The sequence below is a fragment of the Rhodococcus sp. ARP2 genome, from assembly GCF_001029585.1.
Classification (GTDB): domain Bacteria; phylum Actinomycetota; class Actinomycetes; order Mycobacteriales; family Mycobacteriaceae; genus Rhodococcus_F; species Rhodococcus_F erythropolis.
On record NZ_LEKE01000046.1, the window covers coordinates 42,500 to 66,658 of the forward strand.

General features: G+C 63.6%; 19 protein-coding genes. 15 read left to right on the forward strand and 4 right to left on the reverse strand.

The genetic code is table 11. From position 1 onward, the window contains the following. Positions 1-23: 23 nt before the first annotated feature. From smc to trmD, 11 genes are all read left to right on the forward strand, one after another. Positions 24-3,611 (forward strand): chromosome segregation protein SMC, encoded by a 3,588-nt coding sequence (gene smc, locus ABX74_RS10715; protein ID WP_047888818.1) that lies wholly within the window; start codon positions 24-26, stop codon positions 3,609-3,611. A gap of 42 nt (positions 3,612-3,653) precedes the next feature. Further along, positions 3,654-5,102, forward strand: a complete 1,449-nt coding sequence (gene ftsY / locus ABX74_RS10720) for a signal recognition particle-docking protein FtsY (protein WP_047888819.1) — start codon at positions 3,654-3,656, stop codon at positions 5,100-5,102. Between the two features lie 247 nt (positions 5,103-5,349). After that, complete coding sequence (locus ABX74_RS10725; protein ID WP_042450902.1) at positions 5,350-6,609, forward strand: ammonium transporter; 1,260 nt, start codon at positions 5,350-5,352, stop codon at positions 6,607-6,609. A 56-nt stretch (positions 6,610-6,665) separates the two neighbouring features. Next, on the forward strand, positions 6,666-7,004 hold the full coding sequence (locus ABX74_RS10730) for a P-II family nitrogen regulator (RefSeq protein ID WP_003942772.1): 339 nt from the start codon (positions 6,666-6,668) through the stop codon (positions 7,002-7,004). Beyond that, entirely contained in the window at positions 6,994-9,501 is a 2,508-nt protein-coding gene (locus ABX74_RS10735) for a [protein-PII] uridylyltransferase (protein WP_020907284.1), read from the forward strand. The genes ABX74_RS10730 and ABX74_RS10735 overlap by 11 nt, the downstream gene beginning before the upstream one ends. 115 nt (positions 9,502-9,616) lie before the next feature. Next, positions 9,617-11,194 (forward strand): signal recognition particle protein, encoded by a 1,578-nt coding sequence (gene ffh / locus ABX74_RS10740; RefSeq protein ID WP_003942713.1) that lies wholly within the window; start codon positions 9,617-9,619, stop codon positions 11,192-11,194. Between the two features lie 3 nt (positions 11,195-11,197). Beyond that, the gene (locus ABX74_RS10745; protein ID WP_047888820.1) at positions 11,198-12,280 is read left to right on the forward strand and encodes an amidohydrolase family protein; all 1,083 of its coding nucleotides are present in this window, start codon (positions 11,198-11,200) and stop codon (positions 12,278-12,280) included. 209 nt (positions 12,281-12,489) lie between these two features. After that, positions 12,490-12,960: a 30S ribosomal protein S16 gene (rpsP, locus tag ABX74_RS10750; RefSeq protein ID WP_003942818.1), complete on the forward strand. Its 471-nt coding sequence runs from the start codon at positions 12,490-12,492 to the stop codon at positions 12,958-12,960. Further along, entirely contained in the window at positions 12,957-13,199 is a 243-nt protein-coding gene (locus ABX74_RS10755; RefSeq protein WP_003939023.1) for an RNA-binding protein, read from the forward strand. The genes rpsP and ABX74_RS10755 overlap by 4 nt, the downstream gene beginning before the upstream one ends. 14 nt (positions 13,200-13,213) lie before the next feature. After that, on the forward strand, positions 13,214-13,786 hold the full coding sequence (gene rimM, locus ABX74_RS10760) for a ribosome maturation factor RimM (RefSeq protein WP_020969330.1): 573 nt from the start codon (positions 13,214-13,216) through the stop codon (positions 13,784-13,786). A gap of 9 nt (positions 13,787-13,795) precedes the next feature. Further along, positions 13,796-14,500 carry a tRNA (guanosine(37)-N1)-methyltransferase TrmD gene (gene trmD / locus ABX74_RS10765; protein ID WP_019747962.1) on the forward strand — a complete coding sequence of 235 codons (705 nt, stop codon included), beginning with the start codon at positions 13,796-13,798 and terminating at the stop codon, positions 14,498-14,500. Here trmD and ABX74_RS10770 read toward each other — a convergent pair. After that, a complete protein-coding gene (locus ABX74_RS10770; protein WP_047888821.1) occupies positions 14,497-15,072 on the reverse strand; it encodes a dihydrofolate reductase family protein in 576 nt (191 codons plus the stop codon). The genes trmD and ABX74_RS10770 overlap by 4 nt on opposite strands. Positions 15,073-15,140: 68 nt before the next feature. Between ABX74_RS10770 and ABX74_RS10775 the strand changes: the two genes are divergently transcribed. Then, positions 15,141-15,719 (forward strand): TetR/AcrR family transcriptional regulator, encoded by a 579-nt coding sequence (locus tag ABX74_RS10775; protein ID WP_020969331.1) that lies wholly within the window; start codon positions 15,141-15,143, stop codon positions 15,717-15,719. Positions 15,720-15,724: 5 nt separating this feature from the next. On the opposite strand, the gene ABX74_RS10780 is transcribed toward ABX74_RS10775, so the two are convergent. Together ABX74_RS10780 and ABX74_RS10785 are read right to left on the reverse strand one after the other, a co-directional pair. Beyond that, on the reverse strand, positions 15,725-16,171 hold the full coding sequence (locus ABX74_RS10780; protein WP_020969332.1) for a GtrA family protein: 447 nt from the start codon (positions 16,169-16,171) through the stop codon (positions 15,725-15,727). Next, complete coding sequence (locus tag ABX74_RS10785) at positions 16,168-18,366, reverse strand: membrane protein (protein WP_047888822.1); 2,199 nt, start codon at positions 18,364-18,366, stop codon at positions 16,168-16,170. Before ABX74_RS10785 ends, ABX74_RS10780 begins: the two co-directional genes overlap by 4 nt. A gap of 172 nt (positions 18,367-18,538) precedes the next feature. Between ABX74_RS10785 and ABX74_RS10790 the strand changes: the two genes are divergently transcribed. Both ABX74_RS10790 and rffA read left to right on the forward strand, forming a co-directional pair. Then, positions 18,539-19,525: a glycosyltransferase gene (locus tag ABX74_RS10790; protein ID WP_019747967.1), complete on the forward strand. Its 987-nt coding sequence runs from the start codon at positions 18,539-18,541 to the stop codon at positions 19,523-19,525. Next, the gene (rffA, locus tag ABX74_RS10795; RefSeq protein WP_019747968.1) at positions 19,515-20,657 is read left to right on the forward strand and encodes a dTDP-4-amino-4,6-dideoxygalactose transaminase; all 1,143 of its coding nucleotides are present in this window, start codon (positions 19,515-19,517) and stop codon (positions 20,655-20,657) included. Before ABX74_RS10790 ends, rffA begins: the two co-directional genes overlap by 11 nt. Before the next feature lie 26 nt (positions 20,658-20,683). Here the strand turns inward: rffA and ABX74_RS10800 are convergent, their stop codons facing one another. Next, on the reverse strand, positions 20,684-21,670 hold the full coding sequence (locus ABX74_RS10800; protein WP_029255127.1) for a serine hydrolase: 987 nt from the start codon (positions 21,668-21,670) through the stop codon (positions 20,684-20,686). 75 nt (positions 21,671-21,745) lie between these two features. On the opposite strand from ABX74_RS10800, the gene ABX74_RS10805 reads away from it, so the two are divergent. After that, positions 21,746-24,079: a Tex family protein gene (locus tag ABX74_RS10805; protein ID WP_047888823.1), complete on the forward strand. Its 2,334-nt coding sequence runs from the start codon at positions 21,746-21,748 to the stop codon at positions 24,077-24,079. The last annotated feature ends 80 nt before the right edge of the window (positions 24,080-24,159 follow it).

Here is a 24,159-nt window from a genome sequence, read left to right on the forward strand (position 1 = left end):
GTTTGGCGGTAAAGTTTCCCCCCATGCACCTCAAGAGTCTGACACTCAAGGGATTCAAATCCTTTGCGTCGGCAACGACTCTTCGGTTCGAGCCGGGGATCACCTGTGTCGTCGGGCCGAACGGCTCGGGTAAATCCAACGTCGTCGATGCGTTGACCTGGGTGATGGGCGAGCAGGGCGCCAAGGCTCTGCGCGGCGGCAAGATGGAAGACGTCATCTTTGCCGGCACCTCCGGCCGCGCGCCGCTGGGCCGCGCCGAGGTGACCTTGACCATCGACAACGCCGACGGCGCGCTCCCGATCGAGTACTCCGAGGTGTCGATCACGCGCCGGATGTTCCGCGACGGCGCGGGGGAGTACGAGATCAACGGCTCGTCCTGCCGTCTGATGGACGTCCAGGAACTGCTCAGCGACTCCGGTATCGGCCGCGAAATGCATGTCATCGTCGGGCAGGGACGGCTCGCCGCGATCCTCGAATCCCGCCCCGAGGATCGACGCGCCTTCATCGAAGAAGCCGCGGGAGTCCTCAAACATCGCCGCCGCAAGGAAAAAGCGGTACGCAAGCTCGATTCCATGCAGGCCAATCTCGCTCGACTCAGTGACCTCACCGCGGAACTGCGTCGGCAACTCAAACCGCTGGGACGCCAGGCCGAGGTTGCTCGGCGAGCACAGACGGTGCAGGCTGACCTGCGTGATGCCAAGATGCGGCTGGCCGCTGACGACCTGGTGACCCGTCGAACCCAACTGAACGACCAGGCGCAGGACGAGAAAGCGGCCCGCGAACAGCACAACGAGGTGGCGTCCGCGCTCGACGAGGCCAACCTCGAACTCGGGCGCCAGGAGCAAGCTCTCGCTCGTCTGACTCCGGGATCGGAAGCGGCAGCGCAGAGTTGGTTCCAGCTCTCCGCGCTTGCCGAACGAGTCAACGCCACCGTGCGCATCGCCCGCGAGCGTGCACGACATCTCGACTCCGAACCCGTCGGCAACCGCGGCCAGGACCCGGACGAGATGGAAGCGCGCGCCGAACGTCTTGCGGCCGAGGAGGCCGAACTCCTCGAAGGCGTCGAAATCGCGCGAGCGGCGTCGGAAGCTGCTCGGGACCAGCTGGCAGCCACCGAAGATGCTGCAGCAGAAGCGGAACGGGCGCACATGGCGGAAGTTCGTGCCGTCGCCGACCGCCGTGAAGGACTTGCTCGACTCTCCGGTCAGGTAGACACTCTGCGTACCCGCGTCGAATCCGTCGACGCGGAGGTTTCGCGACTGACCGAGGCCATCGACGAGGCTCGTCTGCGTGGGGATGCCGCACAAGCCGAGTTCGACACGGTGCAGGAAAGCATCGGGGACCTCGACGCCGGTGAAGTAGGCCTCGACACCAATCATGAACGCGCCGTCGAAGCTCTCGAGATGATCGACGCACGTGTCGAAGAACTTCGTGAGGAAGAAAAGACGAGCGGGCAACGCATAGCTTCGCTCCGTGCGCGCGTCGAGGCACTGTCGATGGGCTTGCAGCGCAAGGACGGTGGCGGCTGGCTGCTCGAACATCGGCGCGACGACGGCATCACCTCGCTGGTCGGATTGATTCACGTCGAACCCGGCTACGAAGCTGCCATCGCTGCCGCGATGGGGCCGGCGGCGGACGCCGTCGTGGCGCAGTCGCTGGACTCGGCTCGCTCCGCTGTTGCAGCGCTGGCAGATCAGGACGGTGGGCGTGCGTCGCTGATCGTGAGCGGTGAACCGGTGATCAAACGCGAGGCCGAGATCGCACCGGGCAGTCGTCCTGCCGTCGACGTCATCGACTGCCCTGACGAGTTGCGTGCGGGGTTGACCGCAATACTCGATGGCGTTGTCCTGGTCGAGACCCTCGAGGACGCGATTCGAGTTGTTGCTGACCACAAGGGAATTCGTGCAGTGGCGCGTTCCGGCGATCTGCACGGTTCGGGGTGGATGATCGGTGGCTCGGATCGGCAACCCAGCACGCTGGAGGTACAGGCGGCGATCGACGCGTCAGCAGCGGAACTGGCGGCAACGGAGAGCCGATCCGAGGAACTCGACGCGGCGCTGTCCGGCGCTCTGGCCGAACAGGCCGTTCGACGCGAGACCGCGGAGCAGACTTTGGCGGCGCTCAACGAGTCGGACGCCGCCATGTCCGCCATTTACGAGCAGTTGGGCAGATTGGGGCAGGCAGCACGAGTCGCCCACGCGGAATCCGAGCGGTTGACCGCCCAGCGAGTGCGTGCCGAGGAGGGCCGCGGTGAGTCGCTGACAAAGCTGGCGGACCTGGAAGAACGTCTGCGTGTGGCCGAAACCGACGGCAGTGCACCGGGACACGGTGCGGAATCGACCGCTGCCGATCGCGAAATGGCCGCAGCAGCGCTGGCCGAAGTGCGCATAGTCGAAATGGATGCTCGCCTTGCCGTGCGCACCGCCGAAGAACGTGCGGAATCCGTACGCGGAAAGGCTGATTCGCTTCGCCGCGCCGCTGCTGCCGAACGAGAGGCACGAATTCGCGCCGAGCGGGCTCTGCGCGCCAGAGCGCACGCTGCGGAGGTTGCAGCTGCCGTCGCCGAGTCGGGGCAGCGCGTGGCGGCCGAACTCGAGGCCGTCGTCGCTGGAGCTCTTGCTCATCGCGACGAGTTGGCTCGGGCCCGCTCCGAGTGCACGGCCAAGCTGGATCAGGTCCGCGAGATCGTCCGGGCACTGACCGGACAGCTCGCTTCACTCACCGACGCCGTCCATCGCGACGAGGTTGCGAAGGCTCAGGCAGCGCTGCGCATCGAACAACTCGAGGAGTCGATCCTCGATCAGTACGGTATCGGCCTCGATGATCTGATCGCCGAGTACGGACCCGACGTCGAACTGCCGCCGACCGCTCTCGAAATCGAGGAGTACGAGCAGGCCAAGGAGCGTGGGGAGCAGGTAACCGCCCCCGCTCCGCTTCCGTACGATCGTGCGACTCAGGAACGGCGCGCGAAGCGTGCGGAGAAAGACCTCGCCACCCTCGGCAAGGTCAATCCGCTGGCGCTCGAGGAATTCGCAGCTCTCGAGGAGCGGTACACCTTCCTCTCCACTCAGCTCGAAGACGTCAAGACCGCACGCAAGGACCTTCTTGCTGTGGTCGCAGACGTGGACGCGCGAATTCTGCAGGTGTTCACCGAGGCCTATGCCGACGTCGAGCGTGAGTTCGTGGGCGTGTTCGAGAAATTGTTCCCCGGGGGAGAAGGACGACTGGTTCTCACCGATCCGTCGGACATGCTGACCACAGGCATCGAAGTCGAGGCGCGTCCGCCCGGTAAGAAGGTCAAGCGGTTGTCGTTGCTGTCGGGCGGCGAGAAGTCCTTGACCGCGGTGGCCATGCTGGTCGCGATCTTCCGGGCACGCCCGTCCCCGTTCTACGTGATGGACGAGGTCGAGGCGGCGTTGGACGACACCAACCTGCGGCGGCTGATCGGACTCTTCGAACAATTGCGGGAGAAGTCGCAGTTGATCGTGATCACTCACCAGAAACCGACGATGGAAATCGCCGACGCGTTGTACGGAGTCAGCATGCGCGGCGACGGCATCACCACCGTGATTTCGCAGCGACTTCGCGGTCAAGACATGGCCTCGACGTAAGCCCTGCTCACTTTCCGGGTCGGAGCCTGAAACAATGGGCCGGTGACTACCCAGGCTTGGATCATCATCGCGGCTGTAGCGGCCGTACTACTCGTCGTTCTCGTTGCCGGATTCCTGCGCTACCGCAAGGGGCAGGTCTCGCTGAAGGCGCCCGAGACGAAGCCGGAGCTCGGCACCCCCGAGAAGGACAAGTCAGGCGGCTACAAGGCCGGTGGCGGGTTCAACTTCAGTCAAGGCTCGACGGCAACGGCGCCACCTCCGGTGGTTCCGACGCCGCCGGTCGCGGAGAAGCCGCCAGTTGTCGAAGAACCTGTCGTCGAAGAACCTGTTGCAGAGAAGCCGGCCGTCGTCGAGGAGCCGGTTGTCGAAGAACCCGCTGTTGTCGAGGAACCGGTTGTCGAAGAGCCGGTAATCGAAAAGCCGGTCGTAGAAGAACCACCAGTAGCAGAACCTGTTGTCGATGAACCTGTCGTTCCCGAACCTGTTGTCGTTCCCGAACCTGCAGTCGTACCCGAGCCCGTCGTAGTTCCCGAGTCCGTCGAGCCTGCACCGCGCGTGTTGGACGAGATCGACCCGACCGAGGGTCGGCTGGACCGACTGCGCGGGCGCCTCTCCCGCTCGCAGTCAGCAGTCGGCAAGAGCTTGCTCGGCCTACTCGGTGGCGGCGATCTCGACGAGGACTCGTGGGAAGAAGTCGAGGACACCCTTCTCATCGCAGACCTCGGCTCCGCGACCACGGAAAAGGTCGTCACGAAGCTTCGTGAGCAGATGGCCGCCCGCAGCGTCCGGACCGAGGCTGCCGCCCGCGCCCTTCTGCGTGAGGTGTTGATCGCCGAGCTGCGTCCCGAACTGGACCGCTCCATCCGCGCATTGCCGCACGATGATCACCCGGCTGTTCTGCTCGTCGTCGGCGTCAACGGAACCGGCAAGACCACCACCACCGGCAAGCTGGCTCGCGTGCTCGTCGCCGACGGTCGTCGCGTCGTGCTCGGTGCCGCGGACACGTTCCGCGCGGCCGCTGCTGATCAGCTCCAGACGTGGGCCGAGCGTGTCGGCGCTGAAGTTGTTCGTGGCAAGGAGGGTGGCGATCCCGCTGCGATTGCCTTCGACGCGGTCTCACGGGGCATCGCGGACGGCGTCGACGTGGTCCTCATCGACACCGCCGGCCGTTTGCACACCAAGACCGGTCTGATGGACGAGCTCGGCAAGGTCAAGCGGGTCATCGAGAAGAAGGCGTCGGTCGACGACGTTCTGCTGGTTCTCGATGCGACGGTCGGCCAGAACGGACTGGCGCAGGCTCGAGTGTTCGCGGAGGTCGTGGACATCACCGGCGTCGTACTGACCAAGCTGGACGGAACCGCCAAGGGCGGAATTGTCTTCCAGGTTCAGCATGAACTGGGTGTGCCGGTGAAGTTGGTCGGTCTCGGTGAAGGTGCCGACGACCTGGCGCCCTTCGAGCCGGGTGCGTTCGTCGACGCCCTGCTGGGCTGACGCCCCCGTGCGCCTTTTTGGTAGCGCGAACTACCGAAAAGGCGCACAGGGTCGGTAGAACCCCCTGGCGAAACCTGTTTGCAACAAAGTTGGGCAATTGGTTCACGTCTGCGAAACGCGACAGCGCCATGGACGAAACACCAGCCCAGCACTCTTCTCCTTAACGACGTGCTGCCCGGCACGTGCGACTAGGAGGTAGTAAGTGAGTACCGACGATTTGTTGGCGAACTCCGGTAACGCCGCATGGATGCTGATGGCTGCATCTCTGGTCTTGCTGATGACACCCGGCCTCGCTTTCTTCTACGGCGGGATGTCTCGGTCCAAGTCCGTCCTGAACATGATGATGATGTCCTTCGGGGCCATGGCCGTCATCGGCGTCATCTACGTTCTGTGGGGATGGTCGATGTCCTACGGCACCGAGAACATCGGGGGCATTTTTGCCAACCCGTTCGAGTTCTTCGGCCTCAAGAACAGCATCACCGATGCTGACGGCAACTTCATCGCCGGCGCGTGGGGCTACCCCAACGTCATCGACATCGCGTTCCAGGTGACATTCGCGATCATCACCACCGCCCTTATCAGTGGTGCCCTGGCCGAGCGGGTCAAGTTCGGCACCTGGCTCCTGTTCTCGGGTATCTGGGTCACCGTCGTCTACTTCCCCCTCGCACACATGGTCTGGGGCGGCGGACTCCTCTCGGGCTCCGAGGACGGCATCGCGGCAAAGCTCTTCGGCACCACGGTCAACGACGACGGAGTCACCGTCGCCAACGTCGCTCCGATCGACTTCGCCGGTGGCACAGTCGTTCACATCAACGCGGGTATGGCCGGTCTGGTCCTCGCCCTCATCGTCGGCAAGCGTCTCGGCTTCGGCAAGACCGCCTTCCGTCCGCACAACCTGCCCTTCGTGATGCTCGGCGCAGCACTTCTCTGGTTCGGTTGGTTCGGCTTCAACGCCGGTTCGGCATTCGCCGCCGACGGTAACGCCGGTCTCGCCTGGGTCAACACGACCACCGCGACGTGTGCCGCAGTCCTGGCCTGGCTCGCCACCGAGCGTATTCGTGACGGTCACGCCACCAGCCTCGGCGCAGCTTCCGGTGCGGTCGCCGGTCTGGTCGCCATCACCCCTGCTGCCGGTGCGCTCAACCCCGTCGGTTCCATCTTCCTCGGCGCCGTAGCCGGCATCCTGTCCGCTCTCGCAGTCGGCCTGAAGTTCCGCTTCGGCTTCGACGACTCGCTCGACGTCGTCGGTGTTCACCTTGTCTCCGGCCTGTGGGGCACGATCGGTATCGGATTCTTCGGCACCGCAACCGGCCTCTTCTACGGCGGCGACTACAAGCAACTGGTGGTTCAGATCGTGATCGCACTCGCAGCACTCGTCTTCACCGGCGTTCTGACGACGATCATCGGCTTCGCACTCAAGCCCCTGGGCTGGCGAATCTCGGCCGAGGACGAGGCACGCGGCATCGATGAGACCGAACACGCAGAGACCGCATACGACCTCGCGTGATCAGCACGTGATTAAAGTGAATTCAGGCACTTCAGAGTTTGGAAAGGGATGAGCACATGAAGCTGATCACAGCAATCGTCAAGCCGTTCACGCTCGAGGACGTCAAGACCGGACTCGAGCAGGCCGGAGTGCTGGGTATGACAGTCAGCGAAGTTCAGGGCTACGGCCGACAGAAGGGTCACACCGAGGTGTACCGAGGCGCGGAGTACTCCGTGGACTTCGTACCCAAGGTCCGGGTCGAGGTCGTCGTCGACGACGCGGCCGTGGACAAGGTGGTCGAGGTGATCGTCGAGGCCGCTCGCACCGGCAAGATCGGTGACGGCAAGGTGTGGGTCTCGCCAGTCGAGTCGGTCATCCGGGTTCGCACCGGGGAACGCGGTGGCGATGCACTCTGACCCGAAAGGGTCCGAGAACCTCGGCCCTGGTTCCGTCGCGAAAGCGACGGGGCCAGGGCCGGTCTCGTCAGGGGGATCCGACGAAGCTGCGGACCTGGCCCGCGCACGCAAGGCCCTACTCACCGGAGGCGTCAAGAACAGGAGGCTCGACGCCCCTTCTCTGCGACATGCACTGGTCGATCTGCACGAGTTCTGGTTGACCACCAAGGGGACCGAACTGGGCATCAAACCGGATTGTGGGTTTGCCATCGTCGCCGTGGGTGGTCTTGGCCGACGCGAACTGTTGCCGTATTCCGATCTCGATCTGATTCTGCTGCACGACGACATGGACCCAGCAGTCGTGGCCCAGGTTGCGGACAGCCTGTGGTACCCGCTGTGGGACGCGCACATCAAACTCGACCACAGCGTGCGGACGCTTCCGCAGGCGCTTCAGGTTGCGGCCACCGACATGACGGCGGCACTCGGAATGCTCGAAGCACGCCACATTGCCGGCGACGTGGAGCTGAGCAACCTGTTGATCAGTGGTGTCCGTCGACAGTGGCGCATGGACATCCGCAGCCGATTCGACGAATTGATCACCCAGACCCGTACGAGGTGGGAGCGCAGCGGCGAGATCGCCCATCGCGCCGAACCGGATCTCAAGAGCGGCCGTGGCGGGCTGCGCGACGTGCAACTGCTCAACGCCTTGTCCATCGCGCAATTGACCGACGGGATGCCAGGGCTGGGACCCAACTCGCCCGGCGGCGGTCTGGCACTCGCGCACAGGCGGTTGCTCGACGTGCGCACCGAACTTCACCGCGTTGCCGGTCGCGCCCGCGATCAACTGCGAGCGCAGGACGCCGACGAAATCGGTGCGGCGCTGCGGATCGGTGATCGATTCGATCTGGCCCGCCTTCTCAGCGAATCGGCGCGCACCATCAGCTATTCGGTGGACGTCGGTATCCGTACCGCCGGAAACTCCTTGCCCCGGCGTGGTTTGTCGCGGCTGCGTCGCGCGCCGGTGCGGCGACCACTGGACGAGGGCGTCGTCGAGCATGCCGGCGAAGTTGTCCTGGCGCGCGATGCGAGGCCGAAGAAGGATCCCGGTCTGGTGATGCGGGTCGCGGCAGCGGCGGCCACCAACGGCATGCCGATCTCCGCGTCGACGCTCAATCGCCTGGCCGACAACGCCCCGGAACTGCGTGAGCCGTGGCCGAAAAATGCGGTCAACGATCTCTTGGTCGTGCTCGGTTCGGGATCGCGTGCCGTTCCGGTGATCGAGGCGATGGACCGGACCGGGCTCTGGGGTCGCCTCCTGCCGGAGTGGGGGACCATTCGCGATCTTCCGCCGCGCGACGCCGTCCATACGTGGACGGTGGATCGCCACCTGGTCGAAACCGCCGCGTATGCAAGCGGATTCACCACTCGCGTCGCTCGGCCGGATCTGCTCATGCTCGGTGCGTTGATCCACGACATCGGGAAGGGGCGAGGGGGAGACCACAGCGTCGTCGGTGCCGAATTGGCCACCGCGATCGGAAATCGCTTGGGGCTCTGGCCTTCCGACGTCGCGACGTTGACGGCGATGGTGCGCTATCACTTGCTGCTGCCGGAAACGGCGACCCGTCGCGACCTCGACGATCCGGCAACGGTTCAGCGAGTGGTCGACGCACTCGAAGGGGACGGGACGCTTCTCGATCTCCTGCATTCGTTGGCGGAGGCGGATTCGCTGGCCACCGGGCCTGGCGTCTGGGGCGACTGGAAGTCGTCTCTGATCGGTGAGCTCGTGCGTCGTTGCCGTTTGTTGATGGCGGGGGAGGAACTCCCACAACCCGACCCACTCGCTCCCGAGCAGTTGGCCATTGCCGAGGATGGCGGGGTTCACGTCTCGCTCGTACCGGCCGAGAATCCGCACACCTACGTCGTGACCGTCATCGCGCCCGACGCGCCCGGGTTGCTGTCTCGGGCTGCCGGCGTTCTGGCGCTGCAGTCGTTGCGGGTGCATTCCGCTTCGCTGGGGTCGCATGCGGGTTCGGCGGTCAATTCGTTTGTCGTCACACCGAGGTTCGGCACACCGCCGCAGGCGGTGCTGCTCAGGCAGGAATTGATCCGCGCTTCGGCCGGTGAACTGAATCTGCTCGAACTTCTCGACGCCAAGGACGAGGAGGCACGGGCAGAGCAGTGGGACGACCCGATCCAGACAAACAAGGATTCGGCGGTTCCGGTGCTCTATTCGCAGGCACCGCCGCGGGTCATCTGGTTCGACGCGCCCGGTGACGGTCACGCGATCCTCGAATTGCGTACCGAAGACCGCGTCGGCCTGCTTTGCCGACTGGCCGCAGCACTCGAACACAGTGGTGCCGACATCCGGTGGGCGAAGGTCGCCACGTTGGGTTCCTCGGTGGTCGACGCGTTCTGCCTCGACTTCGGTGAGGCCGATACCCGCGCGGCGCGAGAGCGCGTCGAGGAGGCGGTGCTGGCGGTGGTTCCGGTGCCACAACCGAAGAAGAAAGAGGATTGACGGACCGGTTTCGGCAGTTACGCCCGCATCGGCTGGGATCGGTGCGGGCGTAGCGGCTAGGCTGGTGCCCGAGAATATCCACGGCTAACTCGCACGACCTTCAGGAGCGCACTCGGTGTTCGAATCCCTTTCCGACAGATTGACCGGATCTCTCAAGGATCTGCGTGGCAAGGGTCGTCTGTCCGGCGCCGACATCGACGCTACGGCCCGCGAGATCCGCCTTGCCCTGCTCGAGGCCGACGTCGCGCTTCCCGTAGTGCGCAGCTTCATCGCCAAGATCAAGGAACGCGCCAAGGGCGCCGAGGTCTCGGGTGCACTGAACCCCGCTCAGCAGGTCGTCAAGATCGTCAACGAAGAGCTGGTCGAGGTTCTCGGCGGCGAAACTCGTCGACTCCAGTTCGCCAAGACTCCGCCGACGGTCATCATGTTGGCCGGTCTGCAGGGTTCCGGTAAGACCACGCTGGCCGGAAAGTTGGCCAAGTGGCTCAAGGACCAGGGGCACACGCCCCTCCTCGTTGCCTGCGACCTTCAGCGTCCCGGCGCCGTCACTCAGCTTCAGATCGTCGGTGAGCGTGCGGGCGCTGCAGTCTTCGCGCCGCACCCCGGTACCTCCATCGGCGGCGGCGAAAACGCACTGGGCGTGTCCGCAGCCGACCCCGTCGAGGTCGCCCGCGCCGGCGTCGAAGAAGCACGCAACAAGCATTACGACGTCGTGATCGTCGACACCGCCGGTCGCCTCGGTATCGACTCGGAGCTGATGGCGCAGGCCGCCGGTATCCGTGACGCCGTCAACCCGGACGAGACCATCTTCGTTCTCGACGCCATGATCGGTCAGGACGCGGTCAGTACCGCCGACGCGTTCCGTGAGGGAGTCGGCATCACCGGTGTCGTCCTCACCAAGCTCGACGGCGACGCCCGCGGTGGCGCCGCACTGAGCGTCCGCGAGGTCACCGGCCAGCCGATCCTCTTCGCGTCCACCGGCGAGAAGCTCGAAGACTTCGACGTCTTCCACCCCGATCGCATGGCCAGCCGGATCCTCGGTATGGGCGACGTCCTGAGCCTCATCGAGCAGGCCGAGCAGGTTTTCGACGCCGATCAGGCCGAAGCGACCGCAGCGAAGATCGGTTCCGGTCAGCTCACCCTCGAAGACTTCCTCGATCAGATGATGGCCGTCCGCAAGATGGGCCCGATCGGCAACCTCCTCGGCATGCTGCCGGGTGCCGGCGGCATGAAGGACGCGCTGGCCAACGTCGACGAGAAGCAACTCGATCGCATTCAGGCCATCATCCGCGGTATGACGCCGGCCGAGCGCGACGATCCGAAGATCATCAACGCCTCACGCCGACTGCGCATCGCGAACGGTTCGGGCGTCAAGGTTTCCGACGTCAACCAGTTGGTGGATCGCTTCTTCGAAGCCCGCAAGATGATGGCTGCCATGGCCGGCCGTATGGGCATGCCCGGCGCGCGTAAGCAGGTTCGCAGCAAGAAGGGCAAGAAGGGCAAGAAGGGCGGCAAGGGCCCGACGCAGCCCAAGATGCGCGGAGGATTCCCCGGCATGGGCGGATTCCCGGGTATGCCCGGCGGAATGCCGGCCGGTATGCCCGACCTGTCGAACATGCCCAAGGGTCTCGATCAGTTGCCGCCCGGACTGGAAGGCATCGATCTTTCCCAGCTCAAGCTGCCCAAGAAGTAGTCGGTGGCTGCGCTTCATCTGCGGGGTATCGGTCTGCCCGATGCCGAGCCGATCGAATTGTGGATCGTCGACGGGCTGATTTCCTTCGAGGCGGTGTCCGGTGCGGAGACGATCGTCGAATCGGGTTGGATCACACCGGGTCTCGTGGATGCGCATTGTCACGTCGGTATCCGCTACGGCGGTGGCGGGGGCGAAACCGTCGACGGCTTGCTGGAGCAGGCGAAGACCGAACGTGACGCGGGCGTGCTGTTGCTCCGCGACGCCGGATCACCGGTCGACACCAGATTCATCGACGAGCGCCTCGATTTGCCGCGAATCATTCGCGCAGGTCAGCACATCGCGGCACCCAAGCGGTACATCCCGGGCTTGCCGGTCGACCTGGACGACGAATCTCAGTTGCCGGCCGAAGTAGTGCGTCAGGCACGCGCTGGTGACGGCTGGGTCAAGCTCGTCGGCGACTGGATCGATCGTTCCGTCGGCGATTTGGCTCCCTTGTGGAGCGACGAGATCCTGGTCGAGGCCATCGCTGCCGCCCACGCCGAAGGCGCAAAGGTCACCGCTCACGTTTTTGCCGAAGACGCTTTGCCCGGCCTGATCAACGCCGGTATCGACTGCATCGAGCACGGCACCGGATTGACGGACGCGACCATCGAGTCGATGGTCGCGCACGGCACGGCCCTGGTTCCGACGCTGATCAACATCGCTACTTTCCCCGAGATCGCGGACTCCGCCACGCGATATCCGATCTACGCGGCGCATATGCGCGATTTGCACGCTCGTCGGCACCAGACAATCGGTGCCGCTCACGAGGCCGGGATTCCGATCTATGCCGGAACGGATGCCGGCGGTTCGATCAGGCACGGGCGGATCGCCGACGAGATCGCCGAACTCGAAGTTGCCGGATTGACAGCTCACCAGGCGTTGGGCGCAGCCGGCTGGGATGCGCGGAGTTGGTTGGGTGCCCAGGGCATCGAAGAGGGAGCGCCCGCCGACCTGGTGGTTTATTCCGAAGATCCGCGCGGAAACCCCGATGTGCTCGCGAAGCCGATGCGTGTGATCCTCCGCGGCACTCCCGTGAGTGGTTAGGGAGTCCCTGCACTCTCGAAGCGCGCACAGGGTGGTTTCCGAACGAGCCCACCCATCTGGCACAATGGACCATTGTTCGTCGCAACCGGTTACGTACCGCTGCGACGGTCACAGGATAGAGGCAAAACCGGGCTCACAAATCGTGTGGGTCGCTGAATTGCACGTGACATGCGCAGCACTGTTGTGCGCGCTGAAGGAGAACTGCAGCTGTGGCTGTCAAAATCAAGCTCACCCGCCTCGGCAAGATCCGCAACGCTCAGTACCGCGTTGTCATCGCCGACTCGCGCACCCGTCGTGACGGCCGTGCGATCGAGACCATCGGCAAGTACCACCCCAAGGAAGAGCCCTCGCTGATCGACATCGATTCCGAGCGCGCTCAGTACTGGCTGTCCGTGGGCGCACAGCCCACCGAGCCCGTCGAGGCACTCCTCAAGATCACCGGTGACTGGCAGAAGTTCAAGGGCCTGCCGGGCACCGAAGGCACCCTGCGCGTCAAGGAAGCCAAGCCCACCAAGCTCGAGCTCTTCCAGGCTGCACTCGCGCAGGCCGAGAACGAGCCGGTTGCAGAAGCAATCACCCCCAAGAAGAAGAAGGCTGCAAAGGCTGACGAGGCCAAGGCAGAAGACACCGCGGCTGACGCCGAGGCTCCCGCTGCAGACGCCGAGGCTGCTGACAAGTGAGTGCCGTCGTCGCTGATGCGGTAGAGCATCTCGTGCGTGGCATCGTCGCCAATCCCGACGATGTGCGTGTCGAGCTGATCACCGGACGTCGGGGACGGACCGTCGAGGTGCACGTGCACCCCGACGATCTCGGCAAGGTCATCGGTCGGGGTGGTCGCACGGCGACCGCTCTGCGGACCTTGGTCTCCGGCATCGGTGGCCGCGGTATCCGTGTTGATGTCGTCGACACCGATCAGTAGACGGCAGTAAACAGGTGGAACTCGTAGTCGGTCGTGTCGCGAAGTCGCATGGCATCAAAGGTGAATTGGTAGTCGAGGTTCGTACAGACGAGCCCGAAGATCGTTTTGCCGTAGGTTCTGTGCTGCGTGGGCGCAAGCCGCGCGAGTCCACACTGAAGTCGTACACAGTGGAAGCCGCCCGGGATCATTCCGGGCGGCTTCTGCTGCGCCTCGAAGGCGTCAGTGACCGTGGCGACGCAGATGCGTTGCGCGGCACACTGTTTGTCATCGACAGTTCCGAACTCGAGCCTTCGGATGATCCGGACGAGTTCTACGATCACGAACTCGAAGGACTGAAGGTCGTCCTCACGGACGGTACCGAGGTCGGTTCGGTCATCGAGGTATTACATTCCGCCGCAGGCGAATTGCTTTCGATTCGTCGTACCGGCGAGACGTCCGGTGAATTGCTGATCCCGTTTGTCGCCGCCATCGTCACCTCGGTGTCGATCGCCGACGGCGTCGTGATGATCGAGCCTCCCGAGGGACTGCTCGACCCGGACTTCGGTGACAAGTCGAACAGCGATAATTCGAACCCAGACAACGACTGATCGTTTGTCATGCGTCTCGACGTCGTCACCATCTTTCCCGAGTATCTCGAACCGCTTCGTGCTGCCTTGCTGGGCAAGGCAATCGAACGTGGCTTGATCTCGGTCGACGTCCACGATCTTCGGTCGTGGACCCATGACGTACACAAAGCCGTCGACGATTCCCCGTACGGCGGCGGACCCGGCATGGTCATGAAACCCACCGTCTGGGGTCCGGCACTGGACGACGTGATCGGTCGCTCCGATTCTTCCGGCCCGGATGATGCCGAGACGATCCTGGTGGTGCCGACTCCCGCCGGCGTCCCGTTCACTCAGGCGACCGCACATCGCTGGGCCACCGCCAAGCACCTTGTCTTCGCCTGCGGCCGATACGAAGGTATCGACCAACGCGTCTTCGACGACGCCGCCAAGCGAGTTCGCGTCGAAGAAGTCAGTATCGGCGATTACGTTCTGATCGGCGGTGAAGCAGCCGTGCTGGTGATGGTCGAGGCTGTTGTGCGACTGATGCCCGGCGTTCTCGGCAATCAGCTCTCACACCAAGAGGATTCGTTCTCCGACGGGCTCCTCGAAGGGCCCAGTTACACTCGCCCCGCCGTGTGGCGTGATCTCGAGGTTCCGCCTGTTCTGCTTTCCGGAGATCACGCGAAGATCAAGGCGTGGCGCCATGAGCAGTCGCTGCAGCGCACGGCCGAGCGTCGACCGGATCTACTTCCTTAGGTATTTCTCTTCAACCAGGTGATGCTTGCGCCGTCGTCGAGCGATTCGGTTGCAGTCGGTGTGAACAGTGTCGGCTCGAAGTTACCTCTGATCATCGGTATGCCCGCGCCGGCGACAACCGGATACCTTTTGACGATCAACTCGTCGATCTCCGGTAGTAGTGCGCCGGCGATAGTTCCGCCGCCGCACAGCCAGATATCTTGTCCTTCTTCCTCTTTGAGGGATCTGACGACCGCACGTGGATCGGTGCGAACGATGGTGACCGCGGGATCCTCGGCGTCAGGGAGGGTGCTGGAGACGACGAACTGGCGCAGGTGCGCAAAAGGGCTGGTCACGCCGAGGCTCAGCCCGGGCTCGTAAGAGCCGCGGCCCATGACGACCGTGTCGAAGGTTCTGTTGGGTGCGTCCTCGATTCCGAGAGCGGGCCGCACATGCGTTGGCACGGTCTCGGGATATCGATCGCATATCCAGGCCGTGATCTGTTCGGAAACCGGGAAGAAATCGAATTCGCCGTCTGGTCCCGCGATGTAGCCGTCGAGGGAAGCTCCCACGTAGTACACAAGCTTTCGCATCAAACGCTCCGTTCGTAGTACTATGTTCGTAGTGGTTTAACTTAGGGTCGTGTCAGGAGTGATGTCAAGTGCGAAAGAACCCGGAACGACGGCTTGCCCTGATCGACGCGGCAATCGAGGTGTTGGCCCGAGAGGGTGCTCGAGGCTTGACTTTTCGAGCCGTCGACACCCAGGCAGCCGTGCCGAACGGGACAGCGTCGAACTACTTCTCCAATCGCGACGACCTACTCACGCAGGCCGGTGGCCGGATCTACGAGCGACTGATTCCGGACGACCTCGAGGGATTGATCGATCCCGTCAACGGCACCGATCGTGAGCGACTGGTGACGCTCATGCTCGACGTGGTCGAGCGGGTCACCTCGTTTGGAACGGGTTTCCTCGCGCTCATGGAGTTGCGACTGGAGGCGATACGTCGTCCGGACCTGCGAGCGGTCCTGACCGTCCGCATCCGAGAAGACTTCGATCTGAACGTAGCCAATCATCTGGCGTCGGGCGTGCCGGGTGATGCGATGACCGTTCGCCTGCTCTATTTGTCGTTGAACTGGCTCGTACTGGATCGACTGACATTGCCGAACCTGTTCGGGGAGGAAGATATTCGTACGATCGTCGAGGCCGCGGTGGATCGAGCGCTACCCCGCGAATCGTAGAAGGGTCAGTGCCGCTCGGCAGGTTTGCGGCGGAACGAGAAGTATCGATGACCGAAGAAACTCACCCCGGCAACGATCAACATGACAACCGCCTGGGCGGGAAGCGGCGGGGCATGCAGAATCGACACCGCGATCGTTCCGAGTATCAGATTCAGCACGAGGCCACCGGAATTGACGACGATGAACGCGCCCAGGTCGCGTGCCACATGTCCGCGGACGCGGAAAACCAACGTCCGATGCAGAACGAAAGCGATGAGCACGCTGATGGAGTACGCACCGATCACAGCCACTTGATACAGATCCTTGTTGTCGAGGATCAGTGACCAGATCACGAAGAGCCCGTATCCGATCGCCGTATTGGCCACTCCGACAATGGCAAACGCGATGGGTTGATGCTTGACCACCCGCAGCAGTGGGCCGGGGTTCTCGGGTGATGCGATGTCTTCGGTCATGAAGACTCGGTTTTCACGATGTTGATCCGGTCCTTGCGTCGTGTCCGCAGATACATCCACTCGAGCACGCCGAGGCCGAGGATTCCGGCGACCATCGAAGCGCCGCCGACCTTCCATCCCGGGGGTCGCCACGTGAGGACAAGTTCAACGTCCTTCGTCCCGGCTGGGATGTCCACGGTGACAAAGGACTTCGCGACGACGTCGATCGGGACAGGCTGACCGTCGAGGCTAGCTCGATACCCGGGCCAGCCGAGCCGTGCGAACACAACCTTGCCGCCGGTCTCCGAACTGACACGAAGGGTGCTCGACATGTTCGATTCCGCGGTCGAAACAGCTTCGACGCCACGGGTATCGGCGATGCGGCCGTTTCGTGTCGAGACGGGGCCGTCGACGCGTTCGAGCACGGAGATGTAGTTCTCGTGTCCGGGGTAGTCGACCCATGTCCACCCGTCGGGGGCCGGGTTCTTACGTGCGTCGGGGTAGAGGGCGTTCTGCAGTACGACGCGGTCCACCTTCATCAGGTCGACGATGGTGCGGCCGGTGGTGGGTTCGACGGTGAATGCCCGTCGGAAGGCGTCGGGGCAGACGCTCATGTCCCAGCGCATGCAGAGCAGATCACCGAAGTAGAAGTGCCCGTTGGGGGTGTAGCCGCTGGTGTAGGTCAGTTCGAGGTCTTTGGGGTAGTTGCCGAAAGCCAGGGAACCGTACGCTCCGTCGAGGGTTTTGTCCCCGGGTGCGATGAGTGCACGGTCGCCCAGTTGCAGTGTCGTGCCTTCGAAGTCGGGGAAGGCCTCTTTCATCTCCGAGCGGGATTCGGGCAGGTCCCAGCTCATTGGGGTTGGTTGCGCGGCCCGAACCTGGGCGTAGGCGATGGGGGAGACCGCGGCGATTGCCAACAGGCATGCGAGCGCGGTGCCCTTGGTGCGGCCCAGCCACACCATCGCAGCGCCGAGTGCGGCAACGACCAGGGCTGAGATCACATGCCATTTCGCGAGCCCGGGAGCTGCCGAGGCAGACCTGATCAAAAGCAGGCCCACGAGAATTCCCGCTGCAACGCAGCGTCCGCGCAACTTGTCGGTCGTGGCGGAACGCCCGAGCAGGATGCACACCAGAAGCAGGAGTCCGATGGCCACCATCGGAAGCACGCGCGCGGGCCACCGCAGTGGGCCGATTGTGCTCGGCCCGGCAGTCCACATGAGGACGGCGACCGTGAAGATCCCGACGGCGGTCAATTCGCGTGCCGCGGCGCGCGCCTTGCCCCAGTCGATGAATGCCAGAGCCGGAATGAGGAACCACGCGACGTAGACCATGGGCATGGTCTGGATGTATCCCCACCACGAGGAGAACGCGGGCATCGTGCTCGGCAGGCTCGCGTTCAGCGATTCCGACCAGGGAACGGCAAGGAATGCGTCGTTCTTGACTTCGGATGCACCGCGCCAGGTGACGTCGGCGGTGAGCAGGCTCGGCAGATACGTCGCGAGACCGGCGAGGGCGGCACAGGCAGACACCGCCAGAAGCCGCAGCGACGGCAGCCAACGCCGCTGATAGACAACTTCGCCGATCGCGACTGCGACGATCATCAAGCCGGATTCGACTGCGGGGAAAACATATTGGACCGACATCGCGAGATACAAGAACACGAAGGTCGGGATCGGACCGCTCTTGCCTCTGGCGTAGCGGATTGCCGAGGCCCACGCCTGAACCATCCAGGCAGTGCCGGTGAAGGCTGTCATCCAACTGGCCGAGTCGAAGAACAGGAGGAAACCGGTGAACGGAATCGAGACTCCGGCGACCGCAGCCCACGTGGGCTTCGAGCCGTACTCCAGGCAGATCCGATAGACGCCCAGCGCAAGGATGATCGCGAAGATCAATTTCACGATCGTCGCGTAAAGCGCCAGGTTGTCGAAGGACGGTGCGATCAGGTCGATCAGAAGTTGTGGCGGATTGAGAAGGCCCGCTTCCTCGATCGCGTAGTTGCCCGCCATCCAGTTCTCGGGGACGAGTACCGGTAGGTGTCCTTCTCGCAGGCTACGGCCGAGCATGACCCACAGCGGCGCGTACTGGGACTCGGTGTCGTCGGTGTAGAAGTGACGAGCGTTCGCGAGCACCACGGCCAGGTAGCCGGCGATGACACCGACCGCCGTGACGGCGCCCCACTTGTACACGTCTGCCCGGGCGAGAGTGCGAGTTTCCACCACGAGTTCCAGACCTTAACAGGGCAGGTGGGGCGCGCGGAGACGCGAGCGCATCACGCGCCGTCGGCATCCGAAGTCCGGACATCTCTGCGTGTTAAAGTTCGCGACGGTGTGGGCCCGATCGTGCCTGTCTCTCGGCGCCAGTCGAGCCCCCTGAAGGGAGTGGAAGCGAGTGCACTCGATTTCCGTCGTAGTGCCCGTTTATCAGGGCGAAAAGACGATCACGGCGCTCGTCGAGGAGTTGGACGGCCTGTGCGCACCGAGTTCGACGCCCGGTGGAGCGCAGTTCACCGTCGACGAGATCGTGCTGGTTCACGACAACGGTCCGGACCGTTCCGACGTCGTGTTACTCGAATTGGAGCGCCGTTTCGATCAGGTGCGTGTCGTGTGGCTCAGTCGCAACTACGGCCAGGACGCGGCGACTATCGCCGGTATGGCCGTTGCACGTGGCCAGTGGATCGTGACGATGGACGAAGACGGCCAGCACGACCCGGTGCACATCGGGGCTTTCCTCGACACCGCGCTGACGGAGCGATCCGATCTCGTGTATTCCAAACCCACGAACACCCGCCCGCATGGATTCTTGCGGAACCTGACCTCGCGCGGCGCAAAGATCGTCTTGGCGACGGTATTCGCGTTCCCTGATTCGACGAGATTCGAAAGTTACCGCCTGATCCGAGGTGACATCGGCCGACAGTTGGCCGGCGTCGCCGCCAACGGCGTGTATCTGGACGTCGCGCTGACGTGGGTCGTCGGCAATACCGCCACGGCGCCGGTGACACTTCGAGCGGAAGGCCGCGAGGAATCGGGGTACAACTATCGCCGTTTGTTCTCGTTGTTCTGGAAGATGGTGTTGTGTAGCGGAACCCGCGGTCTGCGGCTGGTGAGTCTGCTCGGGGTCACCCTGGCGTCGGCCGGTGTGATCATGGCTGCGGTGATCTTCGTCCAAGCCATGACCGGTGACAACAACGACCCGGAAGGATGGGCGTCGATCATCATGGCGCTGCTGGTCTGTTCGGGTGCGATCCTGTTCTCGCTCGGTCTCATCGCCGAATACCTTGGCGTGGCACTGCACGTCCTTGTCGGAAAGCCGCTGTATCTGACTGTCGATTCACCGCGGCCCGGAACCTCGATCGATCGGCGCAGTCGTGAGCACTGATCGCATCATCTTCTCCCGCCCCTATCGGGCATCGAACGAATTGTCGAATCTGGCAACGGTTCTGGAGTCCGATCACATTCACGGTGACGGACGTTTCACCAAGTCCGCGACTGCAGCGCTCAAGGCGATCACCGGATCCACGCATGCTCTGCTGACGACCTCGTGCACGCACGCACTCGAATTGGGTGCGCTGCTACTCGAATTGGGCCCAGGTGACGAGGTGATCGTCCCGAGCTTCGCGTTCAGTTCGGCGGCAACTGCCGTCGCGTTGCGCGGTGCCACTGTTGTTTTCGTCGACATCGATCCGAGTACCGGCAATATCGATCCCGACTGCGTCGCAGCGGCGATCACGCAACGCACGAAAGCTGTACTGGTCATGCATTACGGCGGAGTCGCCGCCGACATGGAACCTCTCCTCGACCTCGCGGAACTCCACGGCGTCGCGTTGATCGAAGACAACGCTCACGGGCTCGGCGGAAAGTGGCGCGGGCGGGCGCTCGGCACCATCGGAACTATCGGTACGCAGAGTTTTCACGACACCAAGAACGTTCACTGCGGTGAGGGTGGCGCGCTGTTGCTCTCCGACGATCAGTTGATGACCCGCGCCGAAATCATCCGTGAGAAGGGGACCGACCGTGCGCGTTTCCTGCGCGGCCAGGTCGACAAGTATTCGTGGCAGGACATCGGGTCGAGTTATCTGCCCAGTGAACTCAATGCCGCTGTCCTCGACGCACAACTCTCGGAGTTCGACGCGATTCAGGCGGCCAGGCATCGCGTCTGGGATGCCTACAGCGTGAGTCTGGGCGAGTGGGCGTCCGAGAACGGTGTCGTTCCCATGGCGGTTCCCGAAGATCGCGAGCACACCGCGCACCTGTTCTATCTCAAGATGCCTACCGAAGAGAGCCGCGACGGCTTGATTCGGCATCTTGCCGCCGACGGAATCGTGGCGCCGTTCCACTACATTCCGCTCGATACGAGTGCGGCCGGTGTGCGCTACGGACGAACACCGGAGCCGTGTGTGCGTAGCGCCGAGTTCTCCGCGTCGATCCTTCGACTGCCGCTGTGGCCCATGCTCACGTCCGAACAACAGGAACGGGTCATCGGTTCGGTCCTCGAGTACAAGCAGGCTTGAGGACGAACACGACCGCGTGGATCGAATCAGGGCCCGGAAGCTTCGGGCATCACCGAATCCGCGGTCGTGGATGCCGCCGCCCAGTCGTCGATGCTTCCGCTCGGGAAGAGAATCTGTGTGACGCCGGTGACCGTGTCACGTGCGTGCAGTGCACTTTCGTCGTCGACGGCGTCGGTGAACGAGGTGTCGGGATAGAAGCTGTCCTCGTCCGTGTACTGGACGTCTTCTCGCGAACCGATCGCGATGATGTATCGGTTGTCGTCACCGACGATGCCGGTGGACAGATGGATCCACTTGTCCTCGACACAGCACATCCAGCCTTGCTTGACTCCGATGACCGACTCGCCGAACAAGGCCTCGGGCAATCCGAACCTCTGGTCGTAGCCGTCGGTTCCTTCGGGAGTGGATTGCCGCAGGTACTCGACGAATTGCTCGACCCGCTCAGGTCCGAGCTGGTCGGAGTCGTCGAGGACGCCGTTGTAGAAAGTGACCAGGTCGTGCGTCGTGGTCTCGGTGTTCCACCACATTCCGTCCCACGGCGGCGTCGTCGCGGTCAGTGCGTAACGCTCGGCAACCCGGGTGATCACCTCCTGACCGCCGACCTCGTCCCACAGAAGGTTGGCTGCGGTGTCGTCGGAGGATTCGAGCATTGCCGCCATGAGGGTGCGATCGTCGTCCGTGATGGGCCGCTCGCCGCGAGCGTCCTGATGGAGTAGATCCTCGGCGATGAAAAGTTTTGCCACCGAGGCAGTTTCGATTTGCTGGTCGCCGGCAACATCGAGGTACTTGTCCGAGGATCGATCGAGGACGGCGATGGAGACGTCCGCACCACGCCCGAGCGCCGCCACCTGAGCTTGAGCCAGTCGGCCGTCGAGAGTCTCCGCGACCGGAACATTGGTGTCGGGGAAGGCGGGGGTCTGCATCGAATCATCCGGGTTCTGTCCACCGCTGCACGAAGCCGCAAAAGTAACTGCGGCCGCCATTGCGGCAATCCGGACGTACCGCGTACTCATCTGTTTCCCCCGGTAGCCCTGACACGGCACTGTTGCCGATCTTCTTGTCTCAGGATAGCGGTAGGGTCGGATCTCGTGATTCTCAAGACCGTGAACCAGCGCATTGCCGAGGAACTCGACGTCCGCGAAGGCCAGGTTGCAGCAGCAGTCGACCTTCTCGACGGCGGAGCCACGGTGCCCTTCATCGCCCGGTACCGCAAGGAAGTCACCGGCACGCTCGACGACGCCCAGTTGCGACTTCTGGACGAGCGGCTGCGGTATCTCCGCGAGCTCGACGACCGTCGTGACGCCGTGCTCACGGAGATCGACTCTCAGGGCAAACTCGACGATCAACTGCGCGGTCAGATCATGCTGGCCGAGACAAAAGCGCGGCTGGAGGACATCTACCTCCCCTTCAAACCGAAGCGGCGCACCAAGGCGCAGATCGCCCGCGAGGCCGGCCACGAGCCTGTCGCGGACGCTCTCATCGGAGATCCCACCACCGATCCCGCGCAGTATTCGGACGAGCAACTCGACGGTGCCCGGTCGATCCTCGTGGAGCGCTTCGCCGAGGACGCCGATCTGGTCGGTGAATTGCGCGAGCTTATGTGGAGTCGCGGCCAGGTCGTCTCATCGGTCCGCAAGGGCAAGGAAACCGATGGCTCGAAGTTTGCTGACTACTTCGAGTTCTCGGAACCGTTCTCCAAATTGCCCTCGCACCGCATCCTCGCCGTCCTGCGCGGAGAGAAGGAAGAAGTGCTGTCGCTCAACATGGCGGCCGACACCGAAGAACTCGCGCCGGGGGAGCGCACGGTCTACGAAGGCCGCATCGCGTCGCGGTTCGAGATCGCCGACCGTGGTCGGGCCGCCGACGGGTGGCTTCTCGACACCGTCAAGTGGGCGTGGAAGACGAAGTTCGCCGTCACGCTCGGTATCGACACTCGAATGCGTCTGCGGCAGTCGGCCGAAAAGGACGCCGTCGACGTCTTCGCCACCAACCTCAAGGATCTACTCCTCGCGGCCCCCGCCGGCGCCCGACCCACCATGGGACTCGACCCCGGATTTCGCACCGGAACTAAGGTTGCCATCGTCGACGGAACCGGCAAAGTTGTTGCATACGAGACGATTTACCCGCACCAGCCGCAGAACAAGTGGGACGCGGCGCTTGCGACGCTTGCGGGGCTGGTCGCCAAGCACGGCGTCGAACTGATCGCCATCGGCAACGGCACGGCCTCACGCGAGACCGACACGCTCGCTACCGAACTGATCAAGAAGACCGGCGCGCCCAACCTGACCAAGATCGTCGTCTCCGAGGCAGGCGCATCGGTGTACTCGGCTTCGGCCTACGCGTCGCAGGAACTTCCCGACCTCGACGTCTCGATTCGCGGTGCGGTGTCCATTGCGCGTCGCCTGCAGGATCCGTTGGCGGAGTTGGTCAAGATCGATCCCAAGTCCATCGGCGTCGGTCAGTACCAGCACGACATCACTGAATCGCTGCTCTCACGTTCCCTCGACGCCGTCGTCGAGGATGCCGTCAACTCGGTCGGCGTCGACGTCAACACCGCGTCCGTGCCGCTGCTCGCTCGGGTGTCCGGAATCGCAGGTTCCCTAGCGGAGAGCATCGTCGCCCATCGGGACCAGAACGGTCCGTTCAAGTCCCGCAAGGGACTCAAGGACGTCTCCCGACTGGGACCCAAGGCTTTCGAGCAGTGCGCAGGCTTCTTGCGGATCACCGACGGCGACGACCCGCTCGACGCGTCGAGCGTCCACCCGGAGGCATATCCGGTGGTTCGCAAGATCGTTGCCAGTGCCGGCGGGGACGTGCGCACCGTGATCGGAAACTCGCAGGCACTTCGATCGGTCAAGGCGTCCGACTACGTCGACGAGCGATTCGGTCTACCGACCGTCACCGACATCATCTCCGAGTTGGAGAAGCCGGGACGAGATCCACGACCCGAATTCAAGACCGCGACCTTTGCCGCAGGCATCGAGAAAGTCGCGCATCTCAAGCCCGGTATGACTCTCGAAGGTGTGGTCACCAACGTCGCAGCCTTCGGTGCCTTCGTCGACATCGGAGTTCATCAGGACGGTCTGGTTCACGTCTCGGCGATGTCACACAACTTCGTCAAGGACCCACGCGAGGTCGTCAAGTCAGGTGACGTCGTCAAGGTGAAGGTCCTCGAAGTGGACGAGGCACGCCAACGCATCGGGCTGACGCTTCGTCTCGACGACGAGGTGGGCGCACCCCGCAAGTCCGAAGGCCCGCGAGGTGGGCAACCACAGCGTCAGGGCCAGCCACAGGGTCAGCGTCAGGGGCAGCAACGAGGTAGTGGCGGACGTCAGGGTGGACGCGAGTCGCGTCCGGACAACGGCGCGCCTGCTGCCGGGTCGATGGCTGAGGCTCTGCGCAAGGCGGGCTTCGGCAAGTAATTCCGTCCGCCGGGTTTTCGGAGTCCGTATCGTCTCATTCGAGTCGGTTGGCGGTATCAATCGGAAGAATGATCGGATCT